The organism is Desulfosarcina variabilis str. Montpellier, from assembly GCF_048565275.1.
GTDB classification, from domain to species: Bacteria; Desulfobacterota; Desulfobacteria; order Desulfobacterales; family Desulfosarcinaceae; genus Desulfosarcina; species Desulfosarcina variabilis.
In genome coordinates this window covers 3,669,151-3,695,933 of record NZ_CP159846.1, presented here as the reverse complement: position 1 = coordinate 3,695,933, position 26,783 = coordinate 3,669,151, and the positions used below count along the sequence as shown (strand labels likewise).

Sequence of the window (26,783 nt, the reverse complement as noted above, 5' to 3'; positions counted from 1 at the left end):
CCGGTTGAGTCAGCGCTGAGAATCCAACGTTTGCCGAACGGCAGTGGCCAGTTCCTTGAAACTCACCGGTTTGGCCAGCACGGCATCAATGGACAGGGTCTCGATCTCTTCTGCAGAAATGCGTTCAAGGTGTCCACTGCAAAGGATAACCGGAAGCATGGGCGCCATCTGTCGGATACGCTCAATGAACTGGCCCCCGGTCATCCCCGGCATGGCCATATCGGTGATCACCAGGTCAACGGCCGACGGATCGCATTCAACGAGAAAAAGCGCCTCAAAAACATCCGTGCAAGTGGTCACCTGGTATCCCAAGCGCGTCAACATTTTTTCCGACAGATCGACAATCAGCGTTTCATCGTCTACAAAAAGAATGCGTTCGGTTCCGGTGGCAAGCGCTATCTCTGACCGGATCACCGTATCCACAGGCATGTCAGTCGACGGGAAATAAAGGGTGAAACAGGTCCCTTTTCCGGGTGTGGAATCCAGGACAATTCCGCCGCCGCAGTTTTCCATAATTCCCTGCACCATACTCAATCCCATCCCCGTTCCCTTGCCCATCGCTTTGGTCGTAAAATACGGATCAAAAATCTTTTCCCTGATCTCTTCGTCGATGCCCATCCCCGTATCGCAGACCATCAAACGGACATAGCTTCCAGGTTCAATGGGCTTCGCCACACCGGGCAATATTTCCTTTACGGTCACATTTTCCCCTCGGACCGACAGTTGTCCGCCGTCAGCTTCCATGGCATGGCTGGCATTGGCGCACAAATTGATCATAATCTGGTGGACCTGGGTTGAATCAGCGCAGATGACATCATTTTCGATCGACAAAGCGGTTTGAATATCGATATTGGCTGGTATGGTGGCCCGCAAAAATTTGACCGCCTCCTCCACTACCGGAACCAGATGCATAAAGGTCAGTGTCTGCTCACTTTTGCGACTGATCCCCAACAATTGCTTAACGATATCCCTGGCCCGCGACACCGCGCTTTCGATTTCCGATAGGTTTTCAAATACCGGATCATCCTGAGGCATACCGTCTATGGCCAAATCCACATTGCCCAATATAATACCCAAAATATTATTGAAATCATGGGCCACCCCACCGGCAAGGGTACCGATGGCCTCCATTTTCTGGGCCTGCTGCAATTGCAGCATCAGCAATTCGCGTTCTTTTTCAGCTGCTCGAATGGGCGTTACATCCACTAGAACGGTCAGTACTTTTGACAACCCGTTTTCGGGTCGACGCACCACCACTTTGCGAATAATCAGATGCAGTGTATTTCCATTGACATCCAAATTGCGGGCCTGACCGGTATAATGATCCTCACCACCGACAAGAACAGCAACCTGATCGATAAAATGGTGCCAATCGTTGGTTTTTAGGAACCGGGACAATGGCCCCAGGATCATTTTCTCATCGGTCGCCCCATATAAATCCACTAAGGCCTGGTTCACCTTGACCAACACCACCTGATCGGCCAAACGGGAAACCGCATCGGGATGATTCATCAGGTAGGACCGCAAGTCGGTCACCCCATCCTCGGCCAGTTGCCTGGCGAAGGTCTCGGCAGCCGAGAAATCCTGAATGGTCATCCCGGTCGGCGCATCATTGAAAAGCGTCCGATGAAAGGCCTCGCTCTCACGCAATGATGCCTCATAAAATTTATCACGCGTGATATCCCGAAAAATCATCATCCGCCGTTTACCGGTGTCTAATCGATCAAAATCAAAGGCGCGGGCTTGAATCCAACGCAGAGTGCCATCCGGGCAGACAATCCTGAAGTCGGGAAATCCGTCAGTGGTGATATGATCAGATTGATGCCGGGCGATTGCAGCCATCACCGCCTCTCGGTCATTGGGAAAAAGACTGTCAGTCCAGGACATGGGGGCTTCATACAACCGTTGGCGAGGATATCCCCAGATACTTTCAAAGGCAAGGTTGACATATTCCAGCCGGCTGAAATCAGTAGATCCCACCCAAAACACATCACCGATACGCTCGGCGATCTGCTTGATTTGACAATCATGATCGGCCCACGCCCCAGCGCCCTTGTTGCGACGCAATAGGGTACGCGCCATTACCGCAATCACCGCACCAGCGATCAACAACAGTGAAAATGCAGCCCATATCCAGGCCCGGGGAATGCTAACGGCATCCGGGGCCTGGATCATTCGATGCGAGTGACGGACAATGGGATCGGCCGATGCAGCATCAGGGGCAAATTGTTTTTTTTCAACGGACTGTCCCAAAGACGGTGTTTGAGGGTAGTCACCTTGCCCCATGGCCGGGATGGGCAAGCATCCCACGATCCACAGCCCCACCATCAGCCTGGCCAGGCAGCAGCGCCAGCTCAATTGAATGGACTTAGGGTTACGTATACGTTGATTCGCCATGGGGCACCACATCGGAAAAAGCCACAAACAACCTTTTTTTTAGATTATTATTAAACGGAAGGGAAATTCAGACGCCGGGGAAAATGATACCAGTAACAAGGGTAAGGAGCGCTTCAAGAAGAAAAGACGTATCCATATTAATTATTTATAGAAGATGGGCTTTTTTTTGGCAACCCCTGTCTTGCCCCCAATTAGGGTAACCGCATTTGGAGTGACTGCTTCGGTCGGAAGCAATCGGTGACTTTTGAAAATGAAGAAAAAATGCCAAAGACCAAAATCCAAATCTCAATTGGCGGTAACCATTGCAACCTCAATGTTGCAACATGACCCACAATCCCGTAAAAGTGAAGATTCTTATGGCGAGTTCAAACCGCTTCACAATAAAAAGAGTATCAGCCAAATGATCCTTTCCAACACCATCAAAAAAACTGGCATGATCATCGGAGCAGTCCTGGCCTTTCTTGTTATCCTGGGCCTTTTGGGCAGAATGCTCACCCCGCAGACCCTCCGTCAGCGTCTGGAAAACGACCGCACTTGTCGTCTGTGCGATTTGAGTGATATCGATCTTGCCGGAGCGGATCTGACCGGGGCCGATCTGGTTGGGGCCGTCTTGAAGCGAGCCAACCTGACCGGAACAATATTGAAAAACGCCAACCTGAACCAGGCCGATCTGCGTTACAGCCACCTGGAGCGGTCGATTCTGGATGGGGCCACCTGGGTAAACGGCCAAACCTGTGGAGCGCCATCGGTGGGGCGCTGCCTGACACCGGAAACCGAAGCCGTGATCGCCACGGGCCATTGCCCGGGCTGCAACCTTAAGGCCGCCACCTTGGGCTCGCTGGACATCGACGGTGCACTGCTCAGTGGCGCGGATCTCTCCCGGGCCGACCTCAGCAACACCCGGCTCGTCGGTGCCGATTTGGTTAGAGCCAATTTGACTCGGGCCATCGCAAGACAGGCCATGTTTGAGCAGTGCCATCTGCTTGAAGTGGATGCAACCGAGGCGGATTTTAGCAAAAGCGATTTTTCTGGCGCCTACTTAAGAGGCGCACTGTTGGTCGGTGCGGTTTTACATGAAGCTGTGTTTGAAAAAACGGACCTGCGGCAGTCGGTCATGCTGGGCGCCGATCTGACCTGCGCCAAATTTAACGGGGCGGACCTATCCGGCGTAAGTCTGAAAATGGCCATTCTCGACCAAGCGGATCTGTCCGGGGCCAACCTGTCGAGCGCCAACCTGACCGGTGCCAGCGTCGATAACGCCATTTTTGTTGATACCTATCTGGTGGAGGCCCTATGGACCAATGGTCAAAAATGCAAAGTCGGCTCCATTGGACGATGTGTGCAGTAGCCCCCCCTCATCCCTGGTATGACGGGCATCGTGCTCCGATGCGTGCGCGGGTGAACGGATTTCATAATCACTGGATCTTTTTCAGTACCTCACGTCCCACCACCAGACTTAACTGAGACCGAAGCGCGATATGGTCGTAACGTGCCTTGTAATGCTGGGCAGACATCAACGCCTCTATTAGCTGGGCACGGATCACCTTTTCGGTTTCCACCAGTTCGTGCTGATAGGCTCGAACGTTCAAATCCCGATTCTCTCCAGCCGCCTGCATGGCTTCTAACGTGGCCTGGTGGGATTTTTCGGCGGCCCCTAAAGACAAAACCGTATCTTTGATCTGCAGACCGATGCCCTCCTTGAGGAGAAAACGCTCTTCTTTGAGTTTAGCCACCTGGGCGCGGGCTTCGGCAATTTTATTGTGGGTCAGCAGCCCACTGAAGAGGGGAAGCTCAAGCCCCAATCCCACGGTCCATCCCTTTTTGTTGCTTTCCGTAGCCAGGCCGCCGTCATAGTCGTTCCACCATCTGTGGAGTTGGCCGGTCACCGCCAGTTTGGGATAATGACCACTCTTTGCAGTTCGCACCGCGCCTTGTGCAGCACGCAGGCCGGCCTCGATTTTCGACCAGTCCGGATTAAACTGATAGGCTGTACCAACAAGGCGGTCCAATTGGTCCATAAAGGAGGTGAAGGGCATTTTACGGTCAACCGGCACCACACTGGTATTCCACGGCAGTCCCATCGTATTGGCCAGTGCCGCCTGTGCCATCAACTCATTTTTTTCCAACAAGGCGACCATGGCGCGCAAGGACTCGACCATCACCTTGTTATCAAGCCAGTCGGTCTTCTTGACTGCGCCACTTCCTTTTTTGTACATGGTTTCCGTCAGGTTGAGCGTTGCCCCCATGCGGGCCAGGGTATCTTTCCCCACCTGGTGGAGTTGCCTGGCAAGCACCGCCCCGTAGTACAAACGCTTGACACTATCGATGACTTCCAGATCGGTACGCCGGCATTCCTGTTTCATCATCTCCACCAATGCACCGGATTGCTCACGATACCCTTTGCGCATACCGCCGTCGTAAAGGAGCCAGGTGGCATTCAGGGAGGCCCAATAGTTGTCTTCATCCATCAATTTGACATCCTGGGCGGGCACATCGATGGAACTAACGGGAACAGTGCCCACGCCGGGAATCGTAATCGGCAGGCTACCGCCCATGGGCAACGACATGGTGCTTGATGGGAAAAGGAAATTGGGAGACTCGTCCATGCGCAAGTAGCCCCCCTTGGCGCTGATTTGTGGCCAGTACCCCGCTAATGCCTGGCGGTGCCGCGCTTCGGCCATCTCCACAGCATACCGGGACGCGGGACGCCGGCGGTTGTTTTTAAGGGCTTCTTTGAGGCAGGCGTCAAGATCAGCCTCTTGCAAAATCGTTTGGCTTTTACTGCTGGCTTCAGTCTGGGCGATTGTCAAAACCGGGAAAAAATAAAAGCTGATGTTGATCAAAATCAACGCGCAGGTACACCACCTCGGCATATAGCTTGACATGAAATGCGCTCCTTTGGTGTCGATCGTTGGAAAATAGCAGGTGTCGGCTGTTCGACTATTCATGTAGTCGACTTATCGGTTTACAGAACCATTATCTTAAGACACCGTAATCTCCAACCGAAAGCGAGCAGCCATCGATTGACGAACGCTGAAAAAAGGGGGCGCCATGTCTCAGAGTCATCTTTCAAGGCACGAATTACGGCAGGGAAACGGCGACTATTGGGCAAATAACCGTATTGGTTTGTCGGGCATCCCCAAAAGAGACCAAGAAAAATTAAAAAATTGTAAAAAAGGTCAATAAAAAATTTGACGGGAGTGAATGGATTATATTATTTTGACAATTGTGTTGAGTGTACATACTAATCTTACAATATTATTTTATTCATTTATGCAGGTTGGCTACCAAGCCGTTATTTTGGTAATCAATGATCCTCTCCACGATTTTAATTTCGCCATGAAATAGAAACTTGTTTTATTGGTTGTACGTTTAAGCATGTGGAAGCACCATTCCCCCGTTTCACAAGGCAGGCATATAACTTTAGGATAGAGGAGGAGGTCCATGCCGGAAATCACCTTTTTCATACTTTTGGGTATCGGCGTAATCAGCTTGGCAACGATATCAGATAGAAGACAATAAGCCCCCTGTTTCAATCAACAAACAGATCGAGTCACCCCCCTGTTTTCGCCAACATGTCCTGACCGCGTCACCGACCATTGATCGGTCAGCATCTGACTGATCAATGGTGAGTTCTCATTGCCTTGATCAAACATTGACGGATTCGTAAAAAGTCCGATATCGGCGTTACGCGTATCCTTCGTCACTGCGGAGTACGATAAGTACGCCTCATTCCTCAGGATTCGCAAGCCTTGATCTCGGGCTTTTTACGAATCCGTCCGAACAAAGACTTTTTACGAGTTCATCAAACATTGGAGAATTGTTTCTCCAACATGATATTCAAAATTGTCCGATCCGTTTCGATCATGCCCTGGGATGTCAATGTGCCGATGTTTTTCATCGTATCTTCCGGTGACCGCCCCACAATCCCATCGGTGAAACTGACATTGACTCCCTGCAGAGAAAACAGGGCCGCTTGGACGGCAGTCCCGGCGGCAGTGGCCAGCTTCAGGGCACAGCCCCCCTTGGCACCATCACAGATCACACCGGCCAGATCTTCGATCAGGTTTTTAATAGCGCCGGCAATGTGCTGTTTGGTACCACCCATGAGATAGGTAACACCTGCCGTGGCACCGGCACCGGCAGCCACTGAACATCCGCAGATGGCCGACAGGCGACCGGTATACGCCTTGACAAAAGCGGTAATGATGTGACTCAGACCGATAGCCTCCAGAACCGTGCGGTGATTCACATCGATATAGGGTTCAATGGCAACAATGGGCAGAATCGCGGTCAACCCGTGATTGCCGGAACCGGCACTGCTCATGGCTGGCAATTTCACACCGGACATACGGGCATCCGCGGCTGCAGAAGTCAAAATCCGGGCGGCAATCAGCATATCCCGTTTGATCAGCCCCTGGCGTACCAGACGCTCCAAAGTACGGCCGACACCCAACCCCGGCCCGTACTTGAGGCCATAGTCGGCCAGCCGCCGGTTGACCGCTATACCGGACTGTAAAAAATCAATATCCGACTCATCCAGGCCGTCCAGCAGCTCAAGGAGTTGCTCCAGGGTACACGCTTTTAGCCACGCCTCCATCTCCGCCAAACGGTTTTGCCCGTGCGACGGGTCGGCTTCAGGCAACAGCGGGCTCTCGGTGACGGCATTGCCATCTAAGGTCAGGGAAACAATGTTGTCATGCAGGTCCCTGATTACGGACTCAGCCCGATGCCCCGCCCCATTGACAACCGTTTTGATGTACAGGCCGGTTCGATCCCTGAGCAAATTCACCTTCACCTGCCCGTCATTGATCATCTGCTTTGCGGCGGATACGGCCATGTCCCCCACCGTATCGAGCACCTCCAGTCGCCTCTGGGGATCACCGCCAACCGCGCCCAGGGCCGATGCCATGCCCAACCCGCTGAGCCCACCGGTTCCAGGGATACTGACCGCCAGTCCGTTCTTATAAATATTCGGATCTACCCAGATCTCGATCGCATTGATTTTTTTCTCAGGTAAGAGAGACACGGCAGCCGCCGCCCCCAAAGCAATTGCCACCGGTTCGGTACACCCCAGTGCCGGTGCGACCTCAATGTTTAGGATATCTTTAATGGTATAACGCATGGTGTTTTCCTTTTTAAAAAAGAAATGGGCAAGATCCGAATTGATCTTGCCCAAAAAAGGAGGAAATAGAATTTTTTGTGAGTATTGGTTCTCCTTGAGAGAAATTCAACCCACACGTTAAAGAGGATTTAGTTACCTTCGCTGCCTTCTTATAAAGCACAAGCTGTGCCATTGTCTTATAATTTTTTTTATATTGTTTTTACAAAATGTTATGCATTAACCACCATAAGTGAAATTCAGACATAGGCAATTATTTTCCCATCCGCTGGGTGCTGAGTGTAATATTGTAAGACCCATCACCGAAACGTGTATGCACAGATCATCTACTCTGTTGCTGTTTCGCCTGTCGTCTTTTTTCCGAGAGTGTCCACTCCGTGTAGCCGTTGGGTCTGTCGACCCCCATAAAGATCAATTCGCGAGCGGCAGTAAAAGCGATGCTATTTTCGACGTCAGGTGCCATGGGCCGGTAGCCGGGAGTGTTCTCGTTTTGCCGGTCCACGACGGCGGCCATCTCCTGTAACACACGGTCCACCTGGTCTTTGGAGATGATGCCGTGGTGCAACCAATTGGCCATGTGCTGGCTGGAAATACGCAAGGTCGCCCGATCTTCCATCAGCCCGATGTCCTTGATGTCCGGAACCTTGGAACAGCCAATGCCCATATCGATCCAACGTACCACATAACCTAATATTCCCTGCGCATTGTTGCGAATTTCACTTTCGATATCCGCTGCTGACAAGGTATCTGGATCCACCAGGGGCAGCGTCAGCAAATCATCCAAAGACGCCCGCCGCTTTCCCATAAGGGATCGTTGTTGTTGGTTTACATCGGTCTGGTGATAGTGAAGGGCGTGCAGGGTGGCTGCGGTGGGCGACGGCACCCAGGCCGTATTGGCGCCGGCCTGGGGATGAACCATCTTTGTCTCCAGCATCTCACGCATGGCATCCGGCATGGCCCACATTCCTTTACCGATCTGTGCTTTACCGCTAAAGCCGGTTTCCAGACCGATGTCCACATTCCAGTCTTCATAGGATAGCATCCAGTGAGCCTGTTTCATCTGTGCTTTAGGCAGCACCGGTCCTGCGGCCATGATGGTGTGGATCTCATCGCCGGTCCGATCCAGAAACCCCGTATTGATAAAAATCACGCGATCTTTTGCACGTCGCACGCATTCTTTCAGGTTAACGGTGGTGCGCCGTTCTTCGTCCATGATACCGATTTTAATGGTCCCCGGGTCAAGGCCCAGCGCCTGTTCAACCCGGCTGAAAAGAGAGACCGTGGCGGACACCTCATCCGGCCCATGCAGTTTGGGTTTGACAATATACACGTTTTTGCTTCGACTATTGCAAAAAGGCCCCAGCCCCCTGATATCAAAGATGGCGGCACAGACCGTAACCATGGCATCCAAAAACGCCTCTGGAATCGGCTTCCCGTCGGCGGTAACGACCGCATCCGTGTACATGTGCATCCCCACATTGCGTACCAGCATCAGACTGCGACCGGAAAGGGTCAGCGGGCTGCCATCAGGCGCGGTGTAGTGTCGATCCGGGTTCAACGATCGCTGGCGCGTTTTGCCTCCTTTAAGAAAAGATGTCTCAAGGGTTCCTTTCATCAGCCCCAGCCAGTTGCGATAAACGGCAACCTTATCCTTAGCATCCACGGAAGCCACCGAATCCTCACAATCCTCAATGGTGGTCAAGGCACTTTCCAAAATAATATCTTTTATCCCGGCCGGGTGGGAGCGGCCGACGGGATGGGTGGGATCGATGGCCAGTTCCACATGCAATCCGTTGTTGCAGAGGAGAATGCAAGCCAGTTCACCATTAGCTTCGCTGAAGCCAACAAAGGCATCCGGGTCGGCCAATCCGGTCTGACTGCCATCGCTCAGCTCGGCAACCAGTTCGCGGGATTCGTCGGTGCCTGTCAACCGGTATTGACGAACGACTGCATGGGTTGCGCCTTGAAGGGGGAAGGTTTCATCCATGAAAACGTGGCTTTCCGCGATAACCCGCTGTCCCCGCCCCGGGTTGTAAGCATCGCCCTTCTCCAGCCCATCGCTCTCGGGAATCACGTCCGTGCCATAGAAGGCATCGTAAAGACTTCCCCACCGGGCATTGGCAGCATTGAGCGCATAGCGGGCATTGTCGACGGGAACCACCAGTTGAGGACCGGCAACAGAGCAAATCTCAGGGTCCACCCCATCCACGGTAATGGCAAAGTCATCGCCATCATGAAGCAAATACCCGATGTCCATTAAAAATTGGCGATACGCGGCCGGCTCCACGGGACGGTCATGGTGGTCGCCATGCCACGCGTCCAGGCGGCTTTGCAGTTGATCCCTGGTGTCCAAAAGCGTTTTGTTGTCAGGGCCCAGATCCATAACGATATCATTCAACGCGGCCCAGAACGCGTCTGACTCAATTCCGGTGCCGGGAGTCAATTCGCTTGCAACAAATCTATACAAGGTATCGTCGACTTTGAGTCCTTTGGTGCTGATCATTTTATTCATGCTGACCTCATTATGAAGGAAATAAAATATCTTCAACGGTATCCGGGTTGACCGGGTTAAACTAAACAATTGAATGGTTCAGACGCTGAGATTTCATTTCATCGACCTTTTGGTTGTAAAAAGAAATCACTTCTCTTCTGTTGAGCATGCCCAATAAAATGCCGTGATCATCGGCCCGCACCACCGGTAAGCTGTCAATATTGCGGGTAGTAAATTTCTTCAGCACCGCGTTAAGATCCTCTTCCGGCGTCGTCAGAATAATATCCGGTGTGGCCACATCATTCATGACTACTAGTTGTTCGATTTCTGGAGAAAAAAGAACGCCCCGGATATCATTGATGGAGAAGATACCCGACAATCGCTTTTCCTCATCGACTACTGGGAAGTAGTGCTGTTTGGTTTGGGCAAAATACCGTTTGAACTCCAAAAAAGGCATATTTTGGGGAATCAGCGTTACTTTTTTAACCAGCGGCATTAAATCGTTGACCGGTATGGCCTGGAGAATATCAACGAAAAAATCACCGGCATGGGCGGGAGAATCCACTTTGCTCTGCACTTGCTGGTTAAAAATGGTCCAGCGCCGGGACGCCATATAAGACACGGAGCAGACCAACAGGCTGGGGAGCAGCAGATGATAGGAGTTGGTCATCTCGCTGACAAAAATGATGGTTGATATGGGCGTATTGGAAACGGCCGTAAAAAAACCCGCCATCCCCACGACAACAAACGCACCCGGTTCGGTCACCACGTTTGGCATAATGGCGTGAAAAGACTTGCCCACCACGCCGCCCGTGGCCCCACCGATTACCACGGACGGTCCGAACACACCGCCACTACCGCCGGAACCGATGGAAAACGAGGTGGTCAACACCTTTCCAAAAGCCAGGGAAAGTAAAAAGGGAATCGCCAGTTCGTTATTGATCGCCTGCTGGGCAAATCCGTAGCCAAATGCCAGTGTATGGGGCCAGATGAAACCGACGGCACCGGTCAACAACCCGCCAATGGCCGGTTTGAGATGGTTGGGAATTTTCTTTATGGACTCGAAGATATGTATCGTGCCGTAAAACGTTTTGACATAAAAAATGCCAACCCCCACAAGAACGAGGGAAAGCACCAAGTACGGCCCCAGTTCCAACGGATTCTGAAAATGAAACGGCGGTGATTCGAACAAGGATCCCCAACCAAATCGCAGGCAGAATACGCAATAGGCCACGACCGATGAAATCCCGGCCGGGATAATCACTTCGGATTCGAAATCCGGATCACGGTACAGCACTTCCGCCGCAAACAAAGCGCCGGCTAGCGGTGCCCGGAAGATACTGCCGACACCGGCCCCCACGCCGGCCGCCACCATGATTCGTCGTTCTCGATCCGATAGTTTCAAACTTGTGGCCAGAAAAGCGCCAAATCCGGCACCGATTTGAGCGATGGGCCCTTCCCGGCCCCCTGATCCACCAGTAGTAAGGGTAATGGATGAAGCGATGGTTTTAATGATCGGGACCCGACCGCGAATGAATCCGCCTTTGTTGTGATAGGAATTAATGGCTGCATCGGTTCCATGGCCTTCTGCTTCGGGTGCAAACGTGTAAACCAGCCAGCCACTCAGGATTCCGCCGAAAGCGGGTAAAAAAAGCAATATCCAACGGTTGAAAGGAACATTGGTGGGTGGCAGCAGGTGGTGTTCACCGGCCGGTGCGGGCGGACGGTACCCGGCCGCCATATCCAGAAAAAAATGGACGCCGAGCTGGCAGAGATAATGAAAGACAATCGATCCCAGCCCGGCAATCAAACCGATGGCTACAAAATAAATCGACCATCGGGTTGCCTGGGCAACATTAAGGTGAGCCAGTTTTTTGTTGATTCGTTTTATCGATCCCGGTCTTTTCTTTTTATGCGGCATGGTCTATTGGCTGTTTTCCAAATCTTTGACTCCTTGATAGATGGTATCGAACAATTTTTCCACATCCCCTTCTTCCATGCATGAAAAAGCGACCCGCACATTTGAGGCACCCAGGGCGATCAACCCGACACCATATCGATCGAGAAGATGAACCCGCAAGGTTTCCGCATCCACGGTTTTGAGCCGAATACACATAAAATAACCTGAGTTGAACGGATACACGTCCCAGGCATCGGCGTATTTGGCATCCATGGACACGGCTTTGACGCGATTGGCACGCGCCATGAGAATAGCGAATTTTTCCTTTTTCTCAGCGGCATTGGCTTCACTGTTCATCGAGTTGAGAAGAACCGTCTGACTCAAGTGTGACGCATTGGAGATTGTGCCTCGGATACATCCGGCGGTTTTTCGTTCAAGCGCATCATACAGTGCGGTTGTATCCCCATCAAAGGTTCCACCGTAAGTAATAAAACCAACGCGCAGGCCCCACACGAAATTTTCTTTGGTGGCGCCGTCCAGTTTTACCGCCAGGATTCTCGGATGCGCCCCACACAGCCGTCCAAAAATGGATTCTTTAAGGGTTTGTGCTTCATAAAAAAGCCCAAAATAGGCATCATCACAGACAACGATCACATTGGTACCTGAATCGGCAACACTTTTAAGAATACCAACGATGGCATCCGCCTCGCTTTCACTCACCGTGTATCCCGATGGGTTCTGAGGAAAATTGAGCAGTACGGTAATCTTTCGATGGTCGGCGGCCTCTTGCCGTACAGCTTGTTCAAATGTGGTGAGATTGAATCCCCCATCGGTATTGAACAATTCGTAATGACGGATGATCGCATCCTTGCGGACGGAAAAAATCATGTTGTAGTTGCCCCACATCATTTCGGGCAAAATAACGACATCCTTGGGATTAATCCACACATCGGCAAAGGTAGCAATTCCATGGGTAATCCCGCAAGTCACCACAGGTAGACTGACGGTCTTGCCTTCAAGTGACGGGTTCTTCTCGAACATATCCTTTTGCCACTTGTCGCGTAGCAATGGGAGACCAAAAGAGGGCGCATAGGTCAAAGCCTGGCTGGGCCGAATGTTGTTGATGGACGCCATAACACTGTCAAAGTACATCGTATGGCCCGCTTCTTTGGCGATACCGATGGTCACGTTAATGGCATGGGCTTTTTCTTTGGCCTCGGCACTCTGGCTGAGGATTCCCTTGGGGAAAAACAGTTTCTTGCCCACATCGGACAACATCCCATAAATTTGGGGGGCAACGGACTTGATGGTTTGGTTGAGCTGCTCGGCTAACGGATTCATTAAAATTTACCTTTTGAAAATTTGGTCCGGCAATGGCTTTTATCTGTGTTTTTTACTTTTTAGCGGCACTAAAAGTCAAGGGAAAAGCACTAACAAATCAGGAAGATGCACACTTATTAACTGGATGAAGCGCCGGCAATTGCGCTTTTTTTGGTAACCTGCCCAAAGTGTATATCGAACACACAAAACCCCGCCATGCATCAGCCATGGCAGGGTTTGGTCAAACCGTTCAAATCGACGGATGAACTACTTTCGGGAACGTTTTGAAGCCTTGAGCGGGTTGATCTTCTGGGCCGACTCAGCCATGCTGGTGCTGACATGGGTGGCCAGATTGCAATTCCCATTTCTCCACTTGGCAGTGGGTTCCGGGCAAGCCGCACAATACCAGCCCGACTCCATTTCGAGGGTTCGCCCACACCCTTTGCACTGTTCTACGATTTCGTGGCATACGCCACCTTTATATCCGCAGCCCTTGGCTGTCATAAAAGCGCATTCCATGCCTTTGCGAACTGTCGTACATTTCATCGGTATCACCTCCAAATTGTAATATCTGAACAAACAAAAAGGCCAAAGAGGAAAGGATCCTTCGGCCTTTTCAAAATCTTAACATTAATATTCAAGAAAAATCAAATTGTCAATATTTTTTTAAGACGATTGTGAATCATGCTGATACATGTGCACATCGCGTTGGGGAAAGGGAATGGAAACACCATTGGCATCAAAAGCCTTTTTTATTTTTTCGGTCAGGTCAAAATAGACTCCCCAATAATCACTGACTTTCACCCATGGCCGAACCACAAAATTAACGCTGCTGTCAGCCAATTCTGAAACGGCAATCTGGGGTTCAGGATTTTTAAGGACACGGTCATCCGCGGCAACAATTTCGGCCATCAACGAGCGGGCCTTATCAATGTCATCCTCGTATCCAATACCGAAAACCATATCCACCCGTCTGGTTCCCTTCACGGTCCAGTTGACAATGTTATCATCGGTAAGCTTGGCATTGGGAACGATCACGGTCTTGTTGTCCGCGGTCTTCAGTTGGGTGGTAAAAATTTGGATGGCTTCCACAACACCGAACACACCGGCACCCTCGATCAGGTCCCCCACTTTAAACGGCCTGAAAATAATCAGCAAAAAACCGGCGGCAAAGTTTGACAGGGAGCCCTGCAAGGCAAGACCGACGGCCAAACCGGCGGCACCTAAAACGGCAATGAAAGAGGTGGTCTGAATTCCCAACTGTCCAAGTGCGGCGATCACGATAAACGCCAGCAGGCCGATGTAAGCCAGGTTGGCCGTAAACGAAACCAGGGTGGGATCGACCTTGCTTTTGGTCATCAGTCGCTCGACCAGTTTGCGGACCCCTTTGGCCACCCATCGTCCGATGATAAAAATCGCCAGTGCAGCGAGCACCTTCAGTCCGTAAACGGTCAACAATTGATAAATCTTGTTAATAATCTCTTCCATTTATTTTTCCTTTCTGCAAATCATCCAACAGAGTCCTTTGTGCAATCAGGCAGTTGTCTGAATTAACGGTTGAATTGTTCAGACGCATCCACCTGATCCTGGCGCGCTTTCTCCACATTTTCTTTGAGCAAATGGCGCTTTTCCTTGCCTGGTTTTTCCCAAACCGAATAGTAAGTCGTTTGGCAACTGCTAATAAGGAACAGCGTTAACAGAGGATCGTCAGGGTCGCCTGCCATCGCAATGTTGATGTAAGCCATGTTTTGCTGAAGGAATCTGCTTGGCCGTTCATCTTTGACTCCCAGGCAACTGGGTTAGAAAACGCGTCCCGCAGTTCGTGGAAGCGAATCGTGAACTGCGGGACGCTGATGGGCGATCCGTTTTTACTCAACCTTGGTAAACTGCACGCGGCGATTCTTCGAACGGCCGAGTTTGGTCCCATTATCGGCAATTGGCCGATCGGGTCCATATCCTTTTGCGGAAAGGCGGGAGGAAGAAATCCCTTTGCCCACCAGATAATCGACGACGGCCTGAGCACGCCGCTGAGAAAGGTTCATATTTCCTCTTCGAGAACCGGTATTATCGGTGTGGCCTTCAACGACAACCATCAATTCCGGCCTGGCTTCCAAAGCGCCCGCAATTTTGTCAAGTACTGGGTATGATTTGGGTGAAAGATCGGCTTTCCCCACTTCAAAGCTGATTTCATCGAATGTCCATGATATGGCATCGGACTTAAGCACTGTGTAAGGGCACCCGGACGCGTCGACTTTTTTACCGGCAGCGGTTCCCGGGCATTTATCCAACGCATCCGAGACACCATCCCCATCACTGTCGAGCGCACACCCGTAGTCATCGACCGTTATCCCGGCAGGAGTTCCCGGACATTTGTCCATGGCATCCGCGACCCCATCTCCATCGCTGTCTTTTACGCACCCTGTGGCATCAACCTCGGTACCGGCCGGGGTTCCCGGGCATTTATCCATGGCGTCGATCACACCGTCCCCATCGCTGTCCAATGCGTCACCAACAAAAATATTGCTTACGTACTCAGCCATCTGCTGCCCGCTGTTGATATCATCGGCATTGACCATGACACCGCAGCCCCCAATTTGGGCAAGCTTTTCCATCTGAGCCTTGCCTTCGGGATCATTCCCCACAAGAATAGGATAAATGCAAAGCGAGTCTTTGTATTTATCCTTCAGTGCTGTTGCCGCAATGCTCGGGGCCTGTCCCAGATCCTTACCATCGGTAACAATGATCAACGCACTCTTGCCATCAAGGCCATTCAAGTCATCGGCAGCGGCCCGGATGGCCGTGCACAACGGGCTGGGGCCACCAGATTGGGTCACCGTCGATAGTGCACTCGTCATACTCGCGCTATCAAAATCGCCCATTTTACGAATGGCAACCGTATCCTCAGGAGAGAATTTTTCATGGTGACCAAAAGTACGCAATGCACTGTTGATCTCTAAGTTCTCCGGGATGGTCTGGATCAAGTTGCGGACCGTCGCCGTGGCAATGTCAAATTTTTTGTACTGTCCACTCCCTTCGGCCATGGATGATGATGTATCTAACACAACAACCGTGTTTTGCACTTTCAAAGCATACCCGTCAGCATTGACATCCACCGGTGAAAAAGCAGGTACAGGCTCGAAAGATGTAGCACAAGCACCTGCAAACATAACCAGCATTACCCCAACAATCAGCCTAACAGATTGATGTTTCATAAATTCTCCTCTCCTGGTTGATGAAAATTTTCAATTCATGAAATTTAAAGAGTGGAACGGAAAGACATTGCTGCGCCCTGATAGCGGGCAGCACATCGGATCAACAAATAAAGATTTGCCCCATTAGCAGGCAATGCAGGAGAAATCATTCCCATCACCTGTAGGATATAGCCATCGTTTTTTCGGTCGAATGAATCCAATAATAATCAAACAAATTGAAAAATCCAGCATTATTTTTTTATTTTAACAAACAAATCCATTAAGTTTTTCATCTTGCAAAAAAGATACGACCCCATAACCATTTTTTGATTCGCAAACGCATATGTCGGAGATCCATTTGTCTTCACAAACTGAAGCATATTGAATGGTCATCGGTAATAGACAACTGGCGCATCCCATCTGACGCATTGACTTTTCACTCAAATGCGATAATCTTGAGCTGCGTTTATAGCCGATCACAGTCAATCGCAACGCCACGACCATACTGTTTATTAATACAGTTTTTAAGATAATGTTTTTGGCAAGGCCAGAGGGGGGAAGCCGTATTGTCATACTGCGAAGACCGATAACGCGGCCCAAAAAAATTATCTTGAATGCTATAGAATCATTTTGTTGTGATCCGATATAGAAGAGGGAAAGTCAGTAATGCTCTTAAAAGAAGCCAGACAGGTTCTTCAGATTGAAGCAGAGGGAATTTTAAACCTAATTAGTCGCCTGGATCACCGGTTTGAGCAGATGGTGAATACGATCATGAACGCCACTGGCAGAATCATCATCAGTGGTATTGGAAAATCCGGTATTATCGGGAGAAAAATTACCGCCACCCTTAACAGCACTGGAACGCGTTCCCTTTTTCTTCATCCCGTGGAAGCCATGCACGGCGACTTAGGCATGGTTTGCCCAGATGATGTATTTTTAGCCTTGTCTTACAGCGGAGAGACCGATGAACTGAATTTGCTATTGCCGAGTATCCGCAACATCGGATGCACAATTATCGCCATGACAGGCAACCCGTCGTCCACACTGGCCAATAACAGTAATATTGTAATCGACGTTAGCGTTGAAAAAGAGGCCTGTCCTTTAGGGTTGGCGCCCACGGCCAGCACCACGGCGCTCTTGGCCATGGGGGATGCCCTGGCAGTGGTGCTGATCAACAAAAAGCATTTTAAATCAAGCGATTTCAAACGGTTTCATCCTGGCGGGGCATTAGGTCAACGACTATCCAGGATGGTCAAAGATATTATGCTGACGGGACCCGCCGTGCCCGTCGCCGACCAGTCCTGCTCCATGGAAGCGGCCGTGGCGGAAATGGATCGTCACGGGTTGGGCGCCCTGATCATTGTTGACGCAAACCGGGAACTTACCGGCATTATCACGGATGGAGATCTAAGGCGTATGATTGCACAAAAAAAATCAATCTTTGATCAATCCCTGGTTGATGTGATGACACCGTCTCCCCTTCACGCTTTGGCAACCACACCTGCATTTGACGCCCTGAACATTATGGAAAAGCATGAAGTCACTGTGCTGCCGATTATTGACGATAACCACCATGTGTTGGGGATTCTTCATCTACACGACATTCTTGGAAAAGGTGAATTCAAATTCAATGGGTTTGAAGCCGAAACAAAAAACGCTATCCCCCATGAATCCTATAAGGAGCGGTTATGAATAACAAAACCATCGAAACACGGATTCAAACATTAGGTGAAGCAAAGATACCGTCACCAATACTCACGGGTGAACACGAGGGCATTGAGCACCGGTTTATCAACGATGAAGATCAAATATTGATCAACATCAACCGGTCTGATACGGAAACCCTGCTATCCCAGGGTATCTCGCCGCCATCCTTTGAAGTGGCCGGGCCACGGCGCACCGTCTATTTCGATCCATCCAAACTCAGATGCGCAATTGCTACCTGCGGAGGGCTGTGCCCGGGCCTAAACGACATCATTCGGGCTATCGTTTTGGAATTGTTTTACCGCTATCATGTGAAAAACGTTTATGGTGTTCGTCACGGCCTGGAGGGATTTATTCCCGAATATAACCACGATTTTCTGGACCTGACCCCAGCTCGGGTAACCACGATTATGAACATGGGCGGATCCATCTTGGGATCGTCACGGGGGGCTCAGGACATCGACCGCGTGGTCGACTGCCTGGAAGTGAATAATATTGGCATTCTTTTCATGGTGGGGGGTGACGGTACACTCATGGCGGCATCCAAAATAGCGGATACCATTATCCAGCGCGGGCTTAAAATCAGTGTCGTCGGCATTCCCAAAACCATCGATAACGACATTTTCTTGATTTCACGATCCTTTGGTTTCGACACCGCAGTGGATGTTGCCCGCCTGGCAATCCAAAGCGCCCATAACGAAGCCATTTCCTACCCCAACGGTGTGGGCCTGATTAAGCTCATGGGCCGCCATTCCGGCTTTATCGCCGCCACCGCTGCGCTGGCCCAGCAGGATGCTAATTTCGTATTGATTCCTGAAGTCGATTTTGACATTGACGGCCCCAAAGGCCTATTGGCCGCGTTAGAAGCAAGACTATCCAATCGTGGCCATGCGGTTATCGTTGTTGCTGAAGGCGCCGGGCAAAAGTTTTTTACAAATGTGGGCGAGCAGCGTGACGCCTCCGGCAACATACGTCTCAATGATATTGGCCCTTTTTTGCGAGATGCGATTAAAGCGCATTTTGAAAAAAAGAATCTTCCATTAAACATCAAATACATTGATCCTAGCTACATGATCCGTAGCCTTCCAGCAAACGGCAATGACAGTGTCTTTTGCGGTTTTTTGGGAAGAGATGCCGTCCATGCGGGAATGGCGGGAAAAACCAAGCTGATCATCGGACATTGGAACAACCATTTTGTACATTTGCCCATGGCAGCCACGGTGGGAAAACGCAAACAGGTTCGTCCCCGGGGAAAGCTTTGGACCACGGTACTCGAGTCCACGGGCCAACCACTGATGAAAAATGACGCACCCGAATGAGCATCATCAATTCATGCCTGCCTTACTATAACCTTAACAATAACATTAAAGGTGTGGAGGCCTGATAGTCGGCAGCAAGCGCAAAACCACGCGTACATGACGGTCCGTGGCCCCCTGATTGGAGAGCACCGCCGCCTTTGCCAAACGCCCCATACGTTGGGCTTCAGCGGGTTGGGACAATAAGCGGGCGGCCTGCTCGGTTAATTCATTGGCGTTATTGACACAGATCCCCCCCCCGCATGCCTCAAGCAATGCTCGTGCCTCGGAAAAATCATCCATATGAGGACCAAAAAGAACGGGTTTGGCCCATACCGCAGCCTCCAGGACATTCTGTCCCCCCAATGGTACCAAACTGGCCCCGCCAAATACCACCGACGCGATGCTGTACACATCGCGCAGCTCACCGATCGTGTCCAGTATAATCAGTGCGGCTTTTCGGTTCCCCCTGTTCTCTTCAAGAATCGTTCTTCGTTGATAGGCAATTTGTCGCTCACGGACCCGCTGTTCGATCATGGGCACCTTCTCAATATGCCGCGGTGCAATAATAAAAACCAATCCCGGTATGCGGGCTGCCAATCGTTCATAAACGTCCAAGAGAATTTCAATTTCGGTTCCTCGAACACTACCGCCAACAAACACCGGTGTATCTTCTGCCACGCAAAACAATTCTCTTAACCGAGCGGCACAATCGTCATCTTGGGCTTCAACCCGCAGGTCGTTTTTTACATTGCCGTTGACATGAACCCGCCGGGATGGTGCCCCCAAAGCAATAATCCGGCAAGCATCACCTTTAGAAATCATGCTGAACGCATCCACATGCTCCAAAACGGATTTCAGCAAAGGTCTAATCTTCATATACGAATGAATCGATCGGTTGGAAAGGCGGCCATTGAGAAAAATGATTTTGGTCCCTACCCGTCGGGCCTTTAGAATCCAATTCGGCCAGATTTCGGTCTCCATACAGATTAATACATCCGGTTGGTATGTAGAAAAAAAACGCCCCACCACCGTCCATAAATCTAACGGTGCATAGCAAACGACAGCGCGCCCGCCCATCCGCCGCAAGGCCTCATGCTGACCGGTGGTGGTCGTGGTTGTCAAAAGAAAAGCAGCGGCCGGATAAAGGGCATCCAAAGCGTCAATTACCAACTCTGCAGCTTTGACTTCACCAACTGAAACCGCATGGATCCATATTTTTGGATTACCGCGAAAAGTCTGGCCGCGTTTTTTGGGATCGTATCCCAGCCGTTCGGCCACTATGGGCCGCTTTTGCGGATGCTTTTTGGCATAACACCAAAACCCAAACATCACCATTGGCGACAAAATCAACGGCACCGCAGCATAGATATAATGAAAAATAGTCATGGGCGAGTAGCAGCAATCAGTGCTGTGAGATGTCTCCAGCAGCCGATGATTCGACTTTTGCTTCAACAAAACGTCCCTTTTGGATTCGAAGCATGGTCATGGTCTTTTGCGCTTCACCATTGGCTGTGAAGCTAGTACGCCCGGAAACACCATTGAAGTCCGAGATTTGCGATAATGCCTGTTTGATGTCGCGTCTTAAATCCGAGGCGGTTTGGCGCATGGTTTGAAAAACCATCATGGTACTGTCATAGGCAACCGCTTCGATGATACCTGGCATCCGGTTATAAACCCGTTTAAAATCATCGACGAATGCTTTTGTGTGTGGATTCTGACTGTTGGCAAAAAAACCATCAACGATCAACGTGGATTTCATGTAATCCTTTGACATATCGAGAAGGGTCTGTGAATTCCACAAATTGGTTCCCAACAAATAAACATCACGGATATCGTAATAGGCCAGTTGCGGAATGACCAACCCTGCTTTCTTGGGGGCGTCGGGGATAAATATGGCATCGAAATCCACAATGGGATGCCACTGATCATCCCTGTCGACATTGCGCCGGCCCAAGGCATCGATGAATTCATGGTCTAGCGGGATACCGCTTAGCACCGGCAGCAGATCGACATCGATATGTGGAGACTGACCGTTAATCGGATCATCATTTATAAATGACAGGGGCAAGTCGATTGGATGGGGCATGCTCTTTTTTACCAAGTCCCTGGGAATCGTATAGTAAATACCGGTCAGTTTTTTAATGGGCGTCGCAAAATCGGTGCCTTCGGGATTATACGTCTCAACCCCATTGATCACGCGTCCATGGTCCACGACTTGATCCCAAAAAAGATTCATATACCGTCGCCCGTAATGCTCATCGGGGTATAGGACGGCGAACCGGTCAACACCCAGTTCATCCACAGCAAAATCGACCAGGGCCTGCACCTGCATTTGAGGGGTAATGAAATTCCTGAACACATAGGGCCCACTGTCTGTAACACCTTCTTTTTGGGTAAAAACAATGATGGGCATCCCTCTTTTCTGGGCTATTTCAGCGACAGTATCTGAAATGGACATAGGCCCTAAAATGGCCCCCACTTTTTGTTGATCCAAGTCCTCAAACGCATTTGCCCCGATTTTGGGATCAGATCGGGAATCCTTGACAATAATCTGAAATGGGAGATCTTGCGCAGTTTCACTGATTATGCTGAAAGCGAATTCGACACCGTCCAGCGCCCGCCGGCCAAATAGCCCGAAAGGTCCAGAAAGGGGCAGGACACAGCCGACCTTAAACGGGGTAAAACGACTGCGTTCTTCAAGGGAAACAATGATATCCGAGGCATCCTGGCGATCAGGGTGTGAGGGAAATTTATCAACAAAGGCGCTGAGAACATCTATCGCTTCATCATACTTCTCTTCCATAATTAGGGCCATACCGAGCCGATAGAGTAAAGCACCCATGATCCGACGATCGGTCACTTGTGCGACCAGCGCCTGAATTTCAACGGCACTTAGCTGTTCCACACTTTTTTGAAGATTATCCCAGGCGATCGATTGCTCTTCCTCTGTTGCATTGACGAATGCCTGGTAACGATAATGGGCAGCATCAAGACGGGCGTTCTTGGCCTCATAGGCATCGGCGATAATTGCGTAAAACGGTGTGCGATGTACCTTAGGATCGGCGGTTTCCAGATAGGCCAATCCAACGTTGACGACAGTGTCAAAATTTTCACGTTCAAAAAGGATGCTCATTCTTGCAAGTATGGCGTCACAGACAAGTTCACTTTGCGGAAACTCGTGTGTTAATCGCAAAAACACAGCCAACGCATCCTCGCTACGACCGGTAAGTTGAAATATTTTACCCACTTTGAACAGAGCCGCATCGGCAGCAGGGTCGTTGTAAGCTTTATCCAGAAAGGTGTTATAGATATTCAGCGCTTCAGCATATTGCCCTTTATCAAAAGCCTGTTCGGCTTTTGTAAACAGCGGGTGGCCGAGTCTTTCAGTCGCCGTTGGAGGCATTGGTGTCGGTTTTGGCGTGGGTGCACACCCGGCCATTGCAACGAGAATGAGAAAAAAGAAACATCGAAAAAAATTTTGCATGTGTGGCCGTCTCCCATAGACGCGATGATGTATGATACATCCATAATTGGTTTCCCTTTATGGATTCAATTAATTCCATAAAAAGATAAATTTTAATCTACACAAGCTGGTTTCATTGTCAAACAATTGTTCATTGGAATCAGGCGTAACGTTTTGGCGCCTTGTCCAATTGGCGATGGTTAGCAACCCTGGTCGGTGCTTGACATCTCACGGATAACGACATTATAGTAAGCCATTCAGCTGGTTACCATTCAAAAAAAATAATTTCCATCCCCATTTCCAAATGAAAAGGCGTTTTCCATGAAAAAAATAGTTATCGTCTGTCTGGCAATTATCCTATTGCCGATGTTGACATCATCGCTATCTGCTCGAATATATAAATATATTGATGAAAATGGCCAGAAGCGATGGACTGATGATTTGAGCCAGGTCCCCGTCGAACAACGCGAGTCAGCTGAACATTTTGAAAGTGTGGGCGATGCCTCGCAGGATGCATCGTCCCGCCAAGAAAAGAGCAAGACCGATGCAGAGCCGGAGGCTGACCAGCCTAGTCACACCGTTGAATTGACCCGAGAATCACTGTTAAACGAAAAATCGGAACTGGAAAAACAATATCAGCAAATAGTGGAAGAGAGAAAGCAGATCGAAGACATAAAGGCTCAAAAGGGTGATGCCACCGACCGTAAAGAACTCAGAGAGAGAATTTCGGCATATAATGCAAAAACCGAACAATATGAAATGCGATTGGAGGCTTATAAAGAAAAAGTCGACGCATACAAAAAAAAGATCATGCCCGCGAATGAAGTACCTGCACAATAAATCCATAGATGTCAACCAGATGTATGGGTCAAATCAGGCCTTATCACGCATCATATAATAAAGCATCGTTTACCTGCCCATTCGATCGACTGGGATAAAGTTACATACTTAACTCACGACCTGTTTTGTGAAAAAAATCCACATTAGCATGGTCTAAGGCCCATAAGGAGGAAAAACATGACGACATCATCAAACGATTTCAACAAGGCGATTTCCATTGGCCGTCCCCCCAATATTCAAAAACTATTCCCCAACTCGAAAGCGCTACTGATCAGTGGAAAATTTATCGATTTGGCAATGATGAAAAAGAAAAATACCATTTGTATCGCTGCCAACGGCAGGAATTCATTTGTTATCCGCGGCGCATTGCGGGCTGCCCAACGGGCCAACGGGGCATTAATCATCGAAATTGCCCGATCAGAAGGCGGAGCCAACGCCTATTGTGCCGTAAACTATTGGAATATTGCCATGATTGTCGACGCCGCATGCAATCAAATGGGAATTACGATTCCCGTTGCCTTACATGCCGATCATTATGGCATCAAGAGCCAGGATGACATCCCTGATGCCAAAATAGAGATCCCCACGTTATTTGATGCCGGAATCACATCGATCGCCATTGACGCATCCCACCTGCCTGACGATCAAAACCTTTTGGCCAATTTGGAGTTGAAACCGCTAATCCCCGACTGGTCTGGATTAGAAACCGAGATTGGCGAAATAAAGGGGAAGCTCGGACTTTCAACCCCGTCAGAGGCCTTGTTTTTAATTCAAGGACTCAATGCCCATGATATTTTTCCCAACTGGATTGCTTTGAACAATGGAAGTGTTCACGGGATAGAAGCCAGTGGCCAAGGCATACAGGTGGATCTGACCAAAAAGATTCATGAAGCCCTTGTCCCCTACCATGTATCCGGCGCACAGCATGGTACATCGGGCAATAGTTCGCAGCGTCTGCGGGAAATTGCCAAACACACCAACACGACCAAAGCGAATGTTGCCACCGCACTACAAATGATTTCATGGGGGCTGGAAGTCAATGATGACGGTAACGCTGCATTAGATGACAGTGGGAATTTTATTAAAATTACGGATGAAGGTGTCACCGAAGCCATGTGGGCCCAAATGGTTGCCTATGCCAATGAGAAAGAATGGAAAGGTGGAAACTATAAAAAATTAAATTTACCCTTTGAAAACAAGCTTTTAGGACAACCCAAAGAAATTCGTTCCAGAATGGAATCCCGTGTTGAATCCTTTGTTTACAACATGATTGTCAACGTTTTCAATGCACAGGATACTGCTGACATCACCATCGAAACCATATTGGAAACAGGTGGTTATGATCCAGGCCCCAAGGCTCAGCGCATTGAGGATCCATCGGAATGGACTGCGGAAAAAATTGTTCAGCGGGCAACACTGATTGAGGGTAATGAAGGCCCCGAAGGCGATTTTGATGACTGATCGACAGGGTTTTCATTCTTTTTTCTTTGTTAGATAATCACTGGCCCGGCCAGATCATCCAAACCGACAACCAATCCACGGATACGGATCACTGCATTGTATTTGAGGATTGGTTGTTTCCATTTTTTGACAGATACAACCTGAGGAAGAGTACCTTGAAAACCATCAGATTTTGCCATTTTTGTTCAAATGCCTTGGTGCAACGACACATAGAGGGAAGAACACGTCTGTATTGTGAAAACTGTCGATTACCGATTTATGAGAACCCGGTACCCGCAGCCTGCGCCGTACTTGTTGATAAACAAAAACGAATCCTTCTGGTTAAACGTGACGTTGAACCGAAAAAGGGTCATTGGTGTCTACCCGGTGGGTTTATCGAATGTGGTGAAACAACAGAGCAGGCAGCACTTCGGGAGCTTCAGGAAGAAACAGGTTTGAACGGACAAATCAACACCCTCATTGGCGTAACGACGAGTCCCGGCACCCTGTATAGATCCATACTATTGGTTGGATATCTAATCACCCATTTTTCAGGTCTGGCCGTAGCTGGCGATGATGCATCTGCCGTGGCTTTTTTTGATCATGATAATCTGCCCGAAATCGCATTCGAAAGCCACAGATCATTTATTCGTCTTTATTTTTCAACGTTCTAAACATTAAAAATGATTTTCATCATACACCCTTACATGCCGGACACCAGCCCTATTGCCTACCAGAATTCTTTTTCCTAAAGCTTTTGCACCCTCCTACCGATAGAACCATCGGAGGAACATATATGCAGATTCAAAGCTATCAGATTCATAATGTGCTTAATGTCTACCGACGGCAGTTAAGCCAGGGGAAACCTCACCAGATGTCGGGTAGCACAAGAGGCGATCAAGAAAATGATTCGTCAACAATTTCAGCCAAAGGTAAAAACCTGTCGGTAATGGAAAAAGTGGCTGAGCGTGTACTAAAAAAAATTACCAATATAGATCCTGAAACAGGCTTTGACCAAGAGATGAGCAAACAAATACAAAGCGTTGACGACGCATACCACGCCGAGGGTAACGAAAATCAATTTATTTTCAACACCATTGCCAACAATAACAAAAAAGAAACGAGATCCATTGCCGTTGACAACTCCCAAACATTATTGAACCGTTTGGATGAGCTTGCCAAAGCGGCGATTAACAATAATAATGAAAAAAATAAATGAACTACAGCCGTAAAAACAACCGCTGAAAGGACGGGGTGAAGACAACGGCGATCATTTGGGAAAAAAGCAAAGGGGGAATGCCATGTTAGAATCAATTGGCGAATCAACCGTCAGAATGACGACACGAGTGGATCACAGCAACGCTGTTGAAGATAGGGATGTTGCACTTCAAAAAACAGAAAAGGTGATTGAAGAACGCCCCATTGAAAATACTGAAGAAAGTGCAAAGCCGGAATCCGATACGGAACAAAAAACAAGCAGTTACAATAGCGACGAGAACGGCGTTTACTTTGAAAAATATGATAAAAAAGGCAACGTCGTTTTTAGGGTTCCACCTGAACAAAAACCCATTGACGAACATGCTTAATCCATAGAAATAAAACAATCAAAGGCTGGCA

The 26,783-nt window shown here is 49.5% G+C and carries 20 protein-coding genes; 8 read left to right on the top strand and 12 right to left on the bottom strand.

The window, feature by feature from the left end:
* Positions 1-9: 9 nt before the first annotated feature.
* Positions 10-2,397, bottom strand: a complete 2,388-nt coding sequence (locus tag Dvar_RS16765) for a response regulator (RefSeq protein WP_419662835.1) — start codon at positions 2,395-2,397, stop codon at positions 10-12.
* A 400-nt stretch (positions 2,398-2,797) separates the two neighbouring features.
* On the opposite strand from Dvar_RS16765, the gene Dvar_RS16760 reads away from it, so the two are divergent.
* Positions 2,798-3,745 (top strand): pentapeptide repeat-containing protein, encoded by a 948-nt coding sequence (locus tag Dvar_RS16760; protein ID WP_419662834.1) that lies wholly within the window; start codon positions 2,798-2,800, stop codon positions 3,743-3,745.
* A 67-nt stretch (positions 3,746-3,812) separates the two neighbouring features.
* On the opposite strand, the gene Dvar_RS16755 is transcribed toward Dvar_RS16760, so the two are convergent.
* The 9 genes from Dvar_RS16755 to Dvar_RS16715 form a co-directional block, all read right to left on the bottom strand.
* Complete coding sequence (locus Dvar_RS16755) at positions 3,813-5,282, bottom strand: TolC family protein (RefSeq protein WP_419662833.1); 1,470 nt, start codon at positions 5,280-5,282, stop codon at positions 3,813-3,815.
* A gap of 920 nt (positions 5,283-6,202) precedes the next feature.
* Positions 6,203-7,522 carry a serine dehydratase subunit alpha family protein gene (locus Dvar_RS16750; protein ID WP_419662832.1) on the bottom strand — a complete coding sequence of 440 codons (1,320 nt, stop codon included), beginning with the start codon at positions 7,520-7,522 and terminating at the stop codon, positions 6,203-6,205.
* 319 nt (positions 7,523-7,841) lie between these two features.
* Entirely contained in the window at positions 7,842-10,031 is a 2,190-nt protein-coding gene (locus Dvar_RS16745) for a malate synthase G (RefSeq protein WP_419662831.1), read from the bottom strand.
* 61 nt (positions 10,032-10,092) lie between these two features.
* Entirely contained in the window at positions 10,093-11,931 is a 1,839-nt protein-coding gene (locus tag Dvar_RS16740) for a chloride channel protein (protein ID WP_419662830.1), read from the bottom strand.
* A 3-nt stretch (positions 11,932-11,934) separates the two neighbouring features.
* A complete protein-coding gene (locus Dvar_RS16735; protein ID WP_419662829.1) occupies positions 11,935-13,251 on the bottom strand; it encodes an aminotransferase class I/II-fold pyridoxal phosphate-dependent enzyme in 1,317 nt (438 codons plus the stop codon).
* A 246-nt stretch (positions 13,252-13,497) separates the two neighbouring features.
* Positions 13,498-13,776 carry a PxxKW family cysteine-rich protein gene (locus Dvar_RS16730; protein WP_419662828.1) on the bottom strand — a complete coding sequence of 93 codons (279 nt, stop codon included), beginning with the start codon at positions 13,774-13,776 and terminating at the stop codon, positions 13,498-13,500.
* Between the two features lie 120 nt (positions 13,777-13,896).
* A complete protein-coding gene (locus Dvar_RS16725) occupies positions 13,897-14,718 on the bottom strand; it encodes a mechanosensitive ion channel family protein (RefSeq protein ID WP_419662827.1) in 822 nt (273 codons plus the stop codon).
* 62 nt (positions 14,719-14,780) lie between these two features.
* Entirely contained in the window at positions 14,781-14,975 is a 195-nt protein-coding gene (locus tag Dvar_RS16720; RefSeq protein ID WP_419662826.1) for a DUF2959 family protein, read from the bottom strand.
* Positions 14,976-15,098: 123 nt separating this feature from the next.
* Positions 15,099-16,442, bottom strand: coding sequence for an OmpA family protein (locus tag Dvar_RS16715; RefSeq protein WP_419662825.1), 1,344 nt, complete (start codon positions 16,440-16,442; stop codon positions 15,099-15,101).
* A 645-nt stretch (positions 16,443-17,087) separates the two neighbouring features.
* Between Dvar_RS16715 and Dvar_RS16710 the strand changes: the two genes are divergently transcribed.
* Positions 17,088-18,113, top strand: a complete 1,026-nt coding sequence (locus tag Dvar_RS16710; protein WP_419662824.1) for a KpsF/GutQ family sugar-phosphate isomerase — start codon at positions 17,088-17,090, stop codon at positions 18,111-18,113.
* Positions 18,110-19,444 (top strand): ATP-dependent 6-phosphofructokinase, encoded by a 1,335-nt coding sequence (locus Dvar_RS16705; protein ID WP_419662823.1) that lies wholly within the window; start codon positions 18,110-18,112, stop codon positions 19,442-19,444. Before Dvar_RS16710 ends, Dvar_RS16705 begins: the two co-directional genes overlap by 4 nt.
* A gap of 45 nt (positions 19,445-19,489) precedes the next feature.
* Here the strand turns inward: Dvar_RS16705 and Dvar_RS16700 are convergent, their stop codons facing one another.
* Positions 19,490-20,875, bottom strand: coding sequence for a 3-deoxy-D-manno-octulosonic acid transferase (locus Dvar_RS16700; RefSeq protein WP_419662822.1), 1,386 nt, complete (start codon positions 20,873-20,875; stop codon positions 19,490-19,492).
* Positions 20,826-22,907 carry an ABC transporter substrate-binding protein gene (locus Dvar_RS16695; RefSeq protein WP_419662821.1) on the bottom strand — a complete coding sequence of 694 codons (2,082 nt, stop codon included), beginning with the start codon at positions 22,905-22,907 and terminating at the stop codon, positions 20,826-20,828. The genes Dvar_RS16700 and Dvar_RS16695 overlap by 50 nt, the downstream gene beginning before the upstream one ends.
* 300 nt (positions 22,908-23,207) lie before the next feature.
* On the opposite strand from Dvar_RS16695, the gene Dvar_RS16690 reads away from it, so the two are divergent.
* The 5 genes from Dvar_RS16690 to Dvar_RS16670 all read left to right on the top strand — a co-directional run bounded on the left by Dvar_RS16690 (position 23,208) and on the right by Dvar_RS16670 (position 26,752).
* Entirely contained in the window at positions 23,208-23,726 is a 519-nt protein-coding gene (locus tag Dvar_RS16690; RefSeq protein ID WP_419662820.1) for a DUF4124 domain-containing protein, read from the top strand.
* Between the two features lie 177 nt (positions 23,727-23,903).
* Positions 23,904-25,187, top strand: coding sequence for a class II fructose-bisphosphate aldolase (locus Dvar_RS16685; RefSeq protein WP_419662819.1), 1,284 nt, complete (start codon positions 23,904-23,906; stop codon positions 25,185-25,187).
* A gap of 155 nt (positions 25,188-25,342) precedes the next feature.
* Positions 25,343-25,840, top strand: coding sequence for an NUDIX hydrolase (locus tag Dvar_RS16680; protein ID WP_419662818.1), 498 nt, complete (start codon positions 25,343-25,345; stop codon positions 25,838-25,840).
* A 122-nt stretch (positions 25,841-25,962) separates the two neighbouring features.
* Positions 25,963-26,385 carry a DVU0524 family FlgM-associated protein gene (locus Dvar_RS16675; RefSeq protein ID WP_419662817.1) on the top strand — a complete coding sequence of 141 codons (423 nt, stop codon included), beginning with the start codon at positions 25,963-25,965 and terminating at the stop codon, positions 26,383-26,385.
* An 82-nt stretch (positions 26,386-26,467) separates the two neighbouring features.
* Positions 26,468-26,752: a hypothetical protein gene (locus Dvar_RS16670; RefSeq protein ID WP_419662816.1), complete on the top strand. Its 285-nt coding sequence runs from the start codon at positions 26,468-26,470 to the stop codon at positions 26,750-26,752.
* The last annotated feature ends 31 nt before the right edge of the window (positions 26,753-26,783 follow it).

Coding starts and splice junctions, on each gene's coding strand:
- Dvar_RS16765 (WP_419662835.1), bottom strand. CDS start 2,397: ATGGCGAATCAACGTATACGTAACCCTAAGTCCATTCAATTGAGCTGG.
- Dvar_RS16760 (WP_419662834.1), top strand. CDS start 2,798: ATGATCCTTTCCAACACCATCAAAAAAACTGGCATGATCATCGGAGCA.
- Dvar_RS16755 (WP_419662833.1), bottom strand. CDS start 5,282: ATGTCAAGCTATATGCCGAGGTGGTGTACCTGCGCGTTGATTTTGATC.
- Dvar_RS16750 (WP_419662832.1), bottom strand. CDS start 7,522: ATGCGTTATACCATTAAAGATATCCTAAACATTGAGGTCGCACCGGCA.
- Dvar_RS16745 (WP_419662831.1), bottom strand. CDS start 10,031: ATGAATAAAATGATCAGCACCAAAGGACTCAAAGTCGACGATACCTTG.
- Dvar_RS16740 (WP_419662830.1), bottom strand. CDS start 11,931: ATGCCGCATAAAAAGAAAAGACCGGGATCGATAAAACGAATCAACAAA.
- Dvar_RS16735 (WP_419662829.1), bottom strand. CDS start 13,251: ATGAATCCGTTAGCCGAGCAGCTCAACCAAACCATCAAGTCCGTTGCC.
- Dvar_RS16730 (WP_419662828.1), bottom strand. CDS start 13,776: ATGAAATGTACGACAGTTCGCAAAGGCATGGAATGCGCTTTTATGACA.
- Dvar_RS16725 (WP_419662827.1), bottom strand. CDS start 14,718: ATGGAAGAGATTATTAACAAGATTTATCAATTGTTGACCGTTTACGGA.
- Dvar_RS16720 (WP_419662826.1), bottom strand. CDS start 14,975: ATGGCTTACATCAACATTGCGATGGCAGGCGACCCTGACGATCCTCTG.
- Dvar_RS16715 (WP_419662825.1), bottom strand. CDS start 16,442: ATGAAACATCAATCTGTTAGGCTGATTGTTGGGGTAATGCTGGTTATG.
- Dvar_RS16710 (WP_419662824.1), top strand. CDS start 17,088: ATGCTCTTAAAAGAAGCCAGACAGGTTCTTCAGATTGAAGCAGAGGGA.
- Dvar_RS16705 (WP_419662823.1), top strand. CDS start 18,110: ATGAATAACAAAACCATCGAAACACGGATTCAAACATTAGGTGAAGCA.
- Dvar_RS16695 (WP_419662821.1), bottom strand. CDS start 22,907: ATGCAAAATTTTTTTCGATGTTTCTTTTTTCTCATTCTCGTTGCAATG.
- Dvar_RS16690 (WP_419662820.1), top strand. CDS start 23,208: ATGAAAAAAATAGTTATCGTCTGTCTGGCAATTATCCTATTGCCGATG.
- Dvar_RS16685 (WP_419662819.1), top strand. CDS start 23,904: ATGACGACATCATCAAACGATTTCAACAAGGCGATTTCCATTGGCCGT.
- Dvar_RS16675 (WP_419662817.1), top strand. CDS start 25,963: ATGCAGATTCAAAGCTATCAGATTCATAATGTGCTTAATGTCTACCGA.
- Dvar_RS16670 (WP_419662816.1), top strand. CDS start 26,468: ATGTTAGAATCAATTGGCGAATCAACCGTCAGAATGACGACACGAGTG.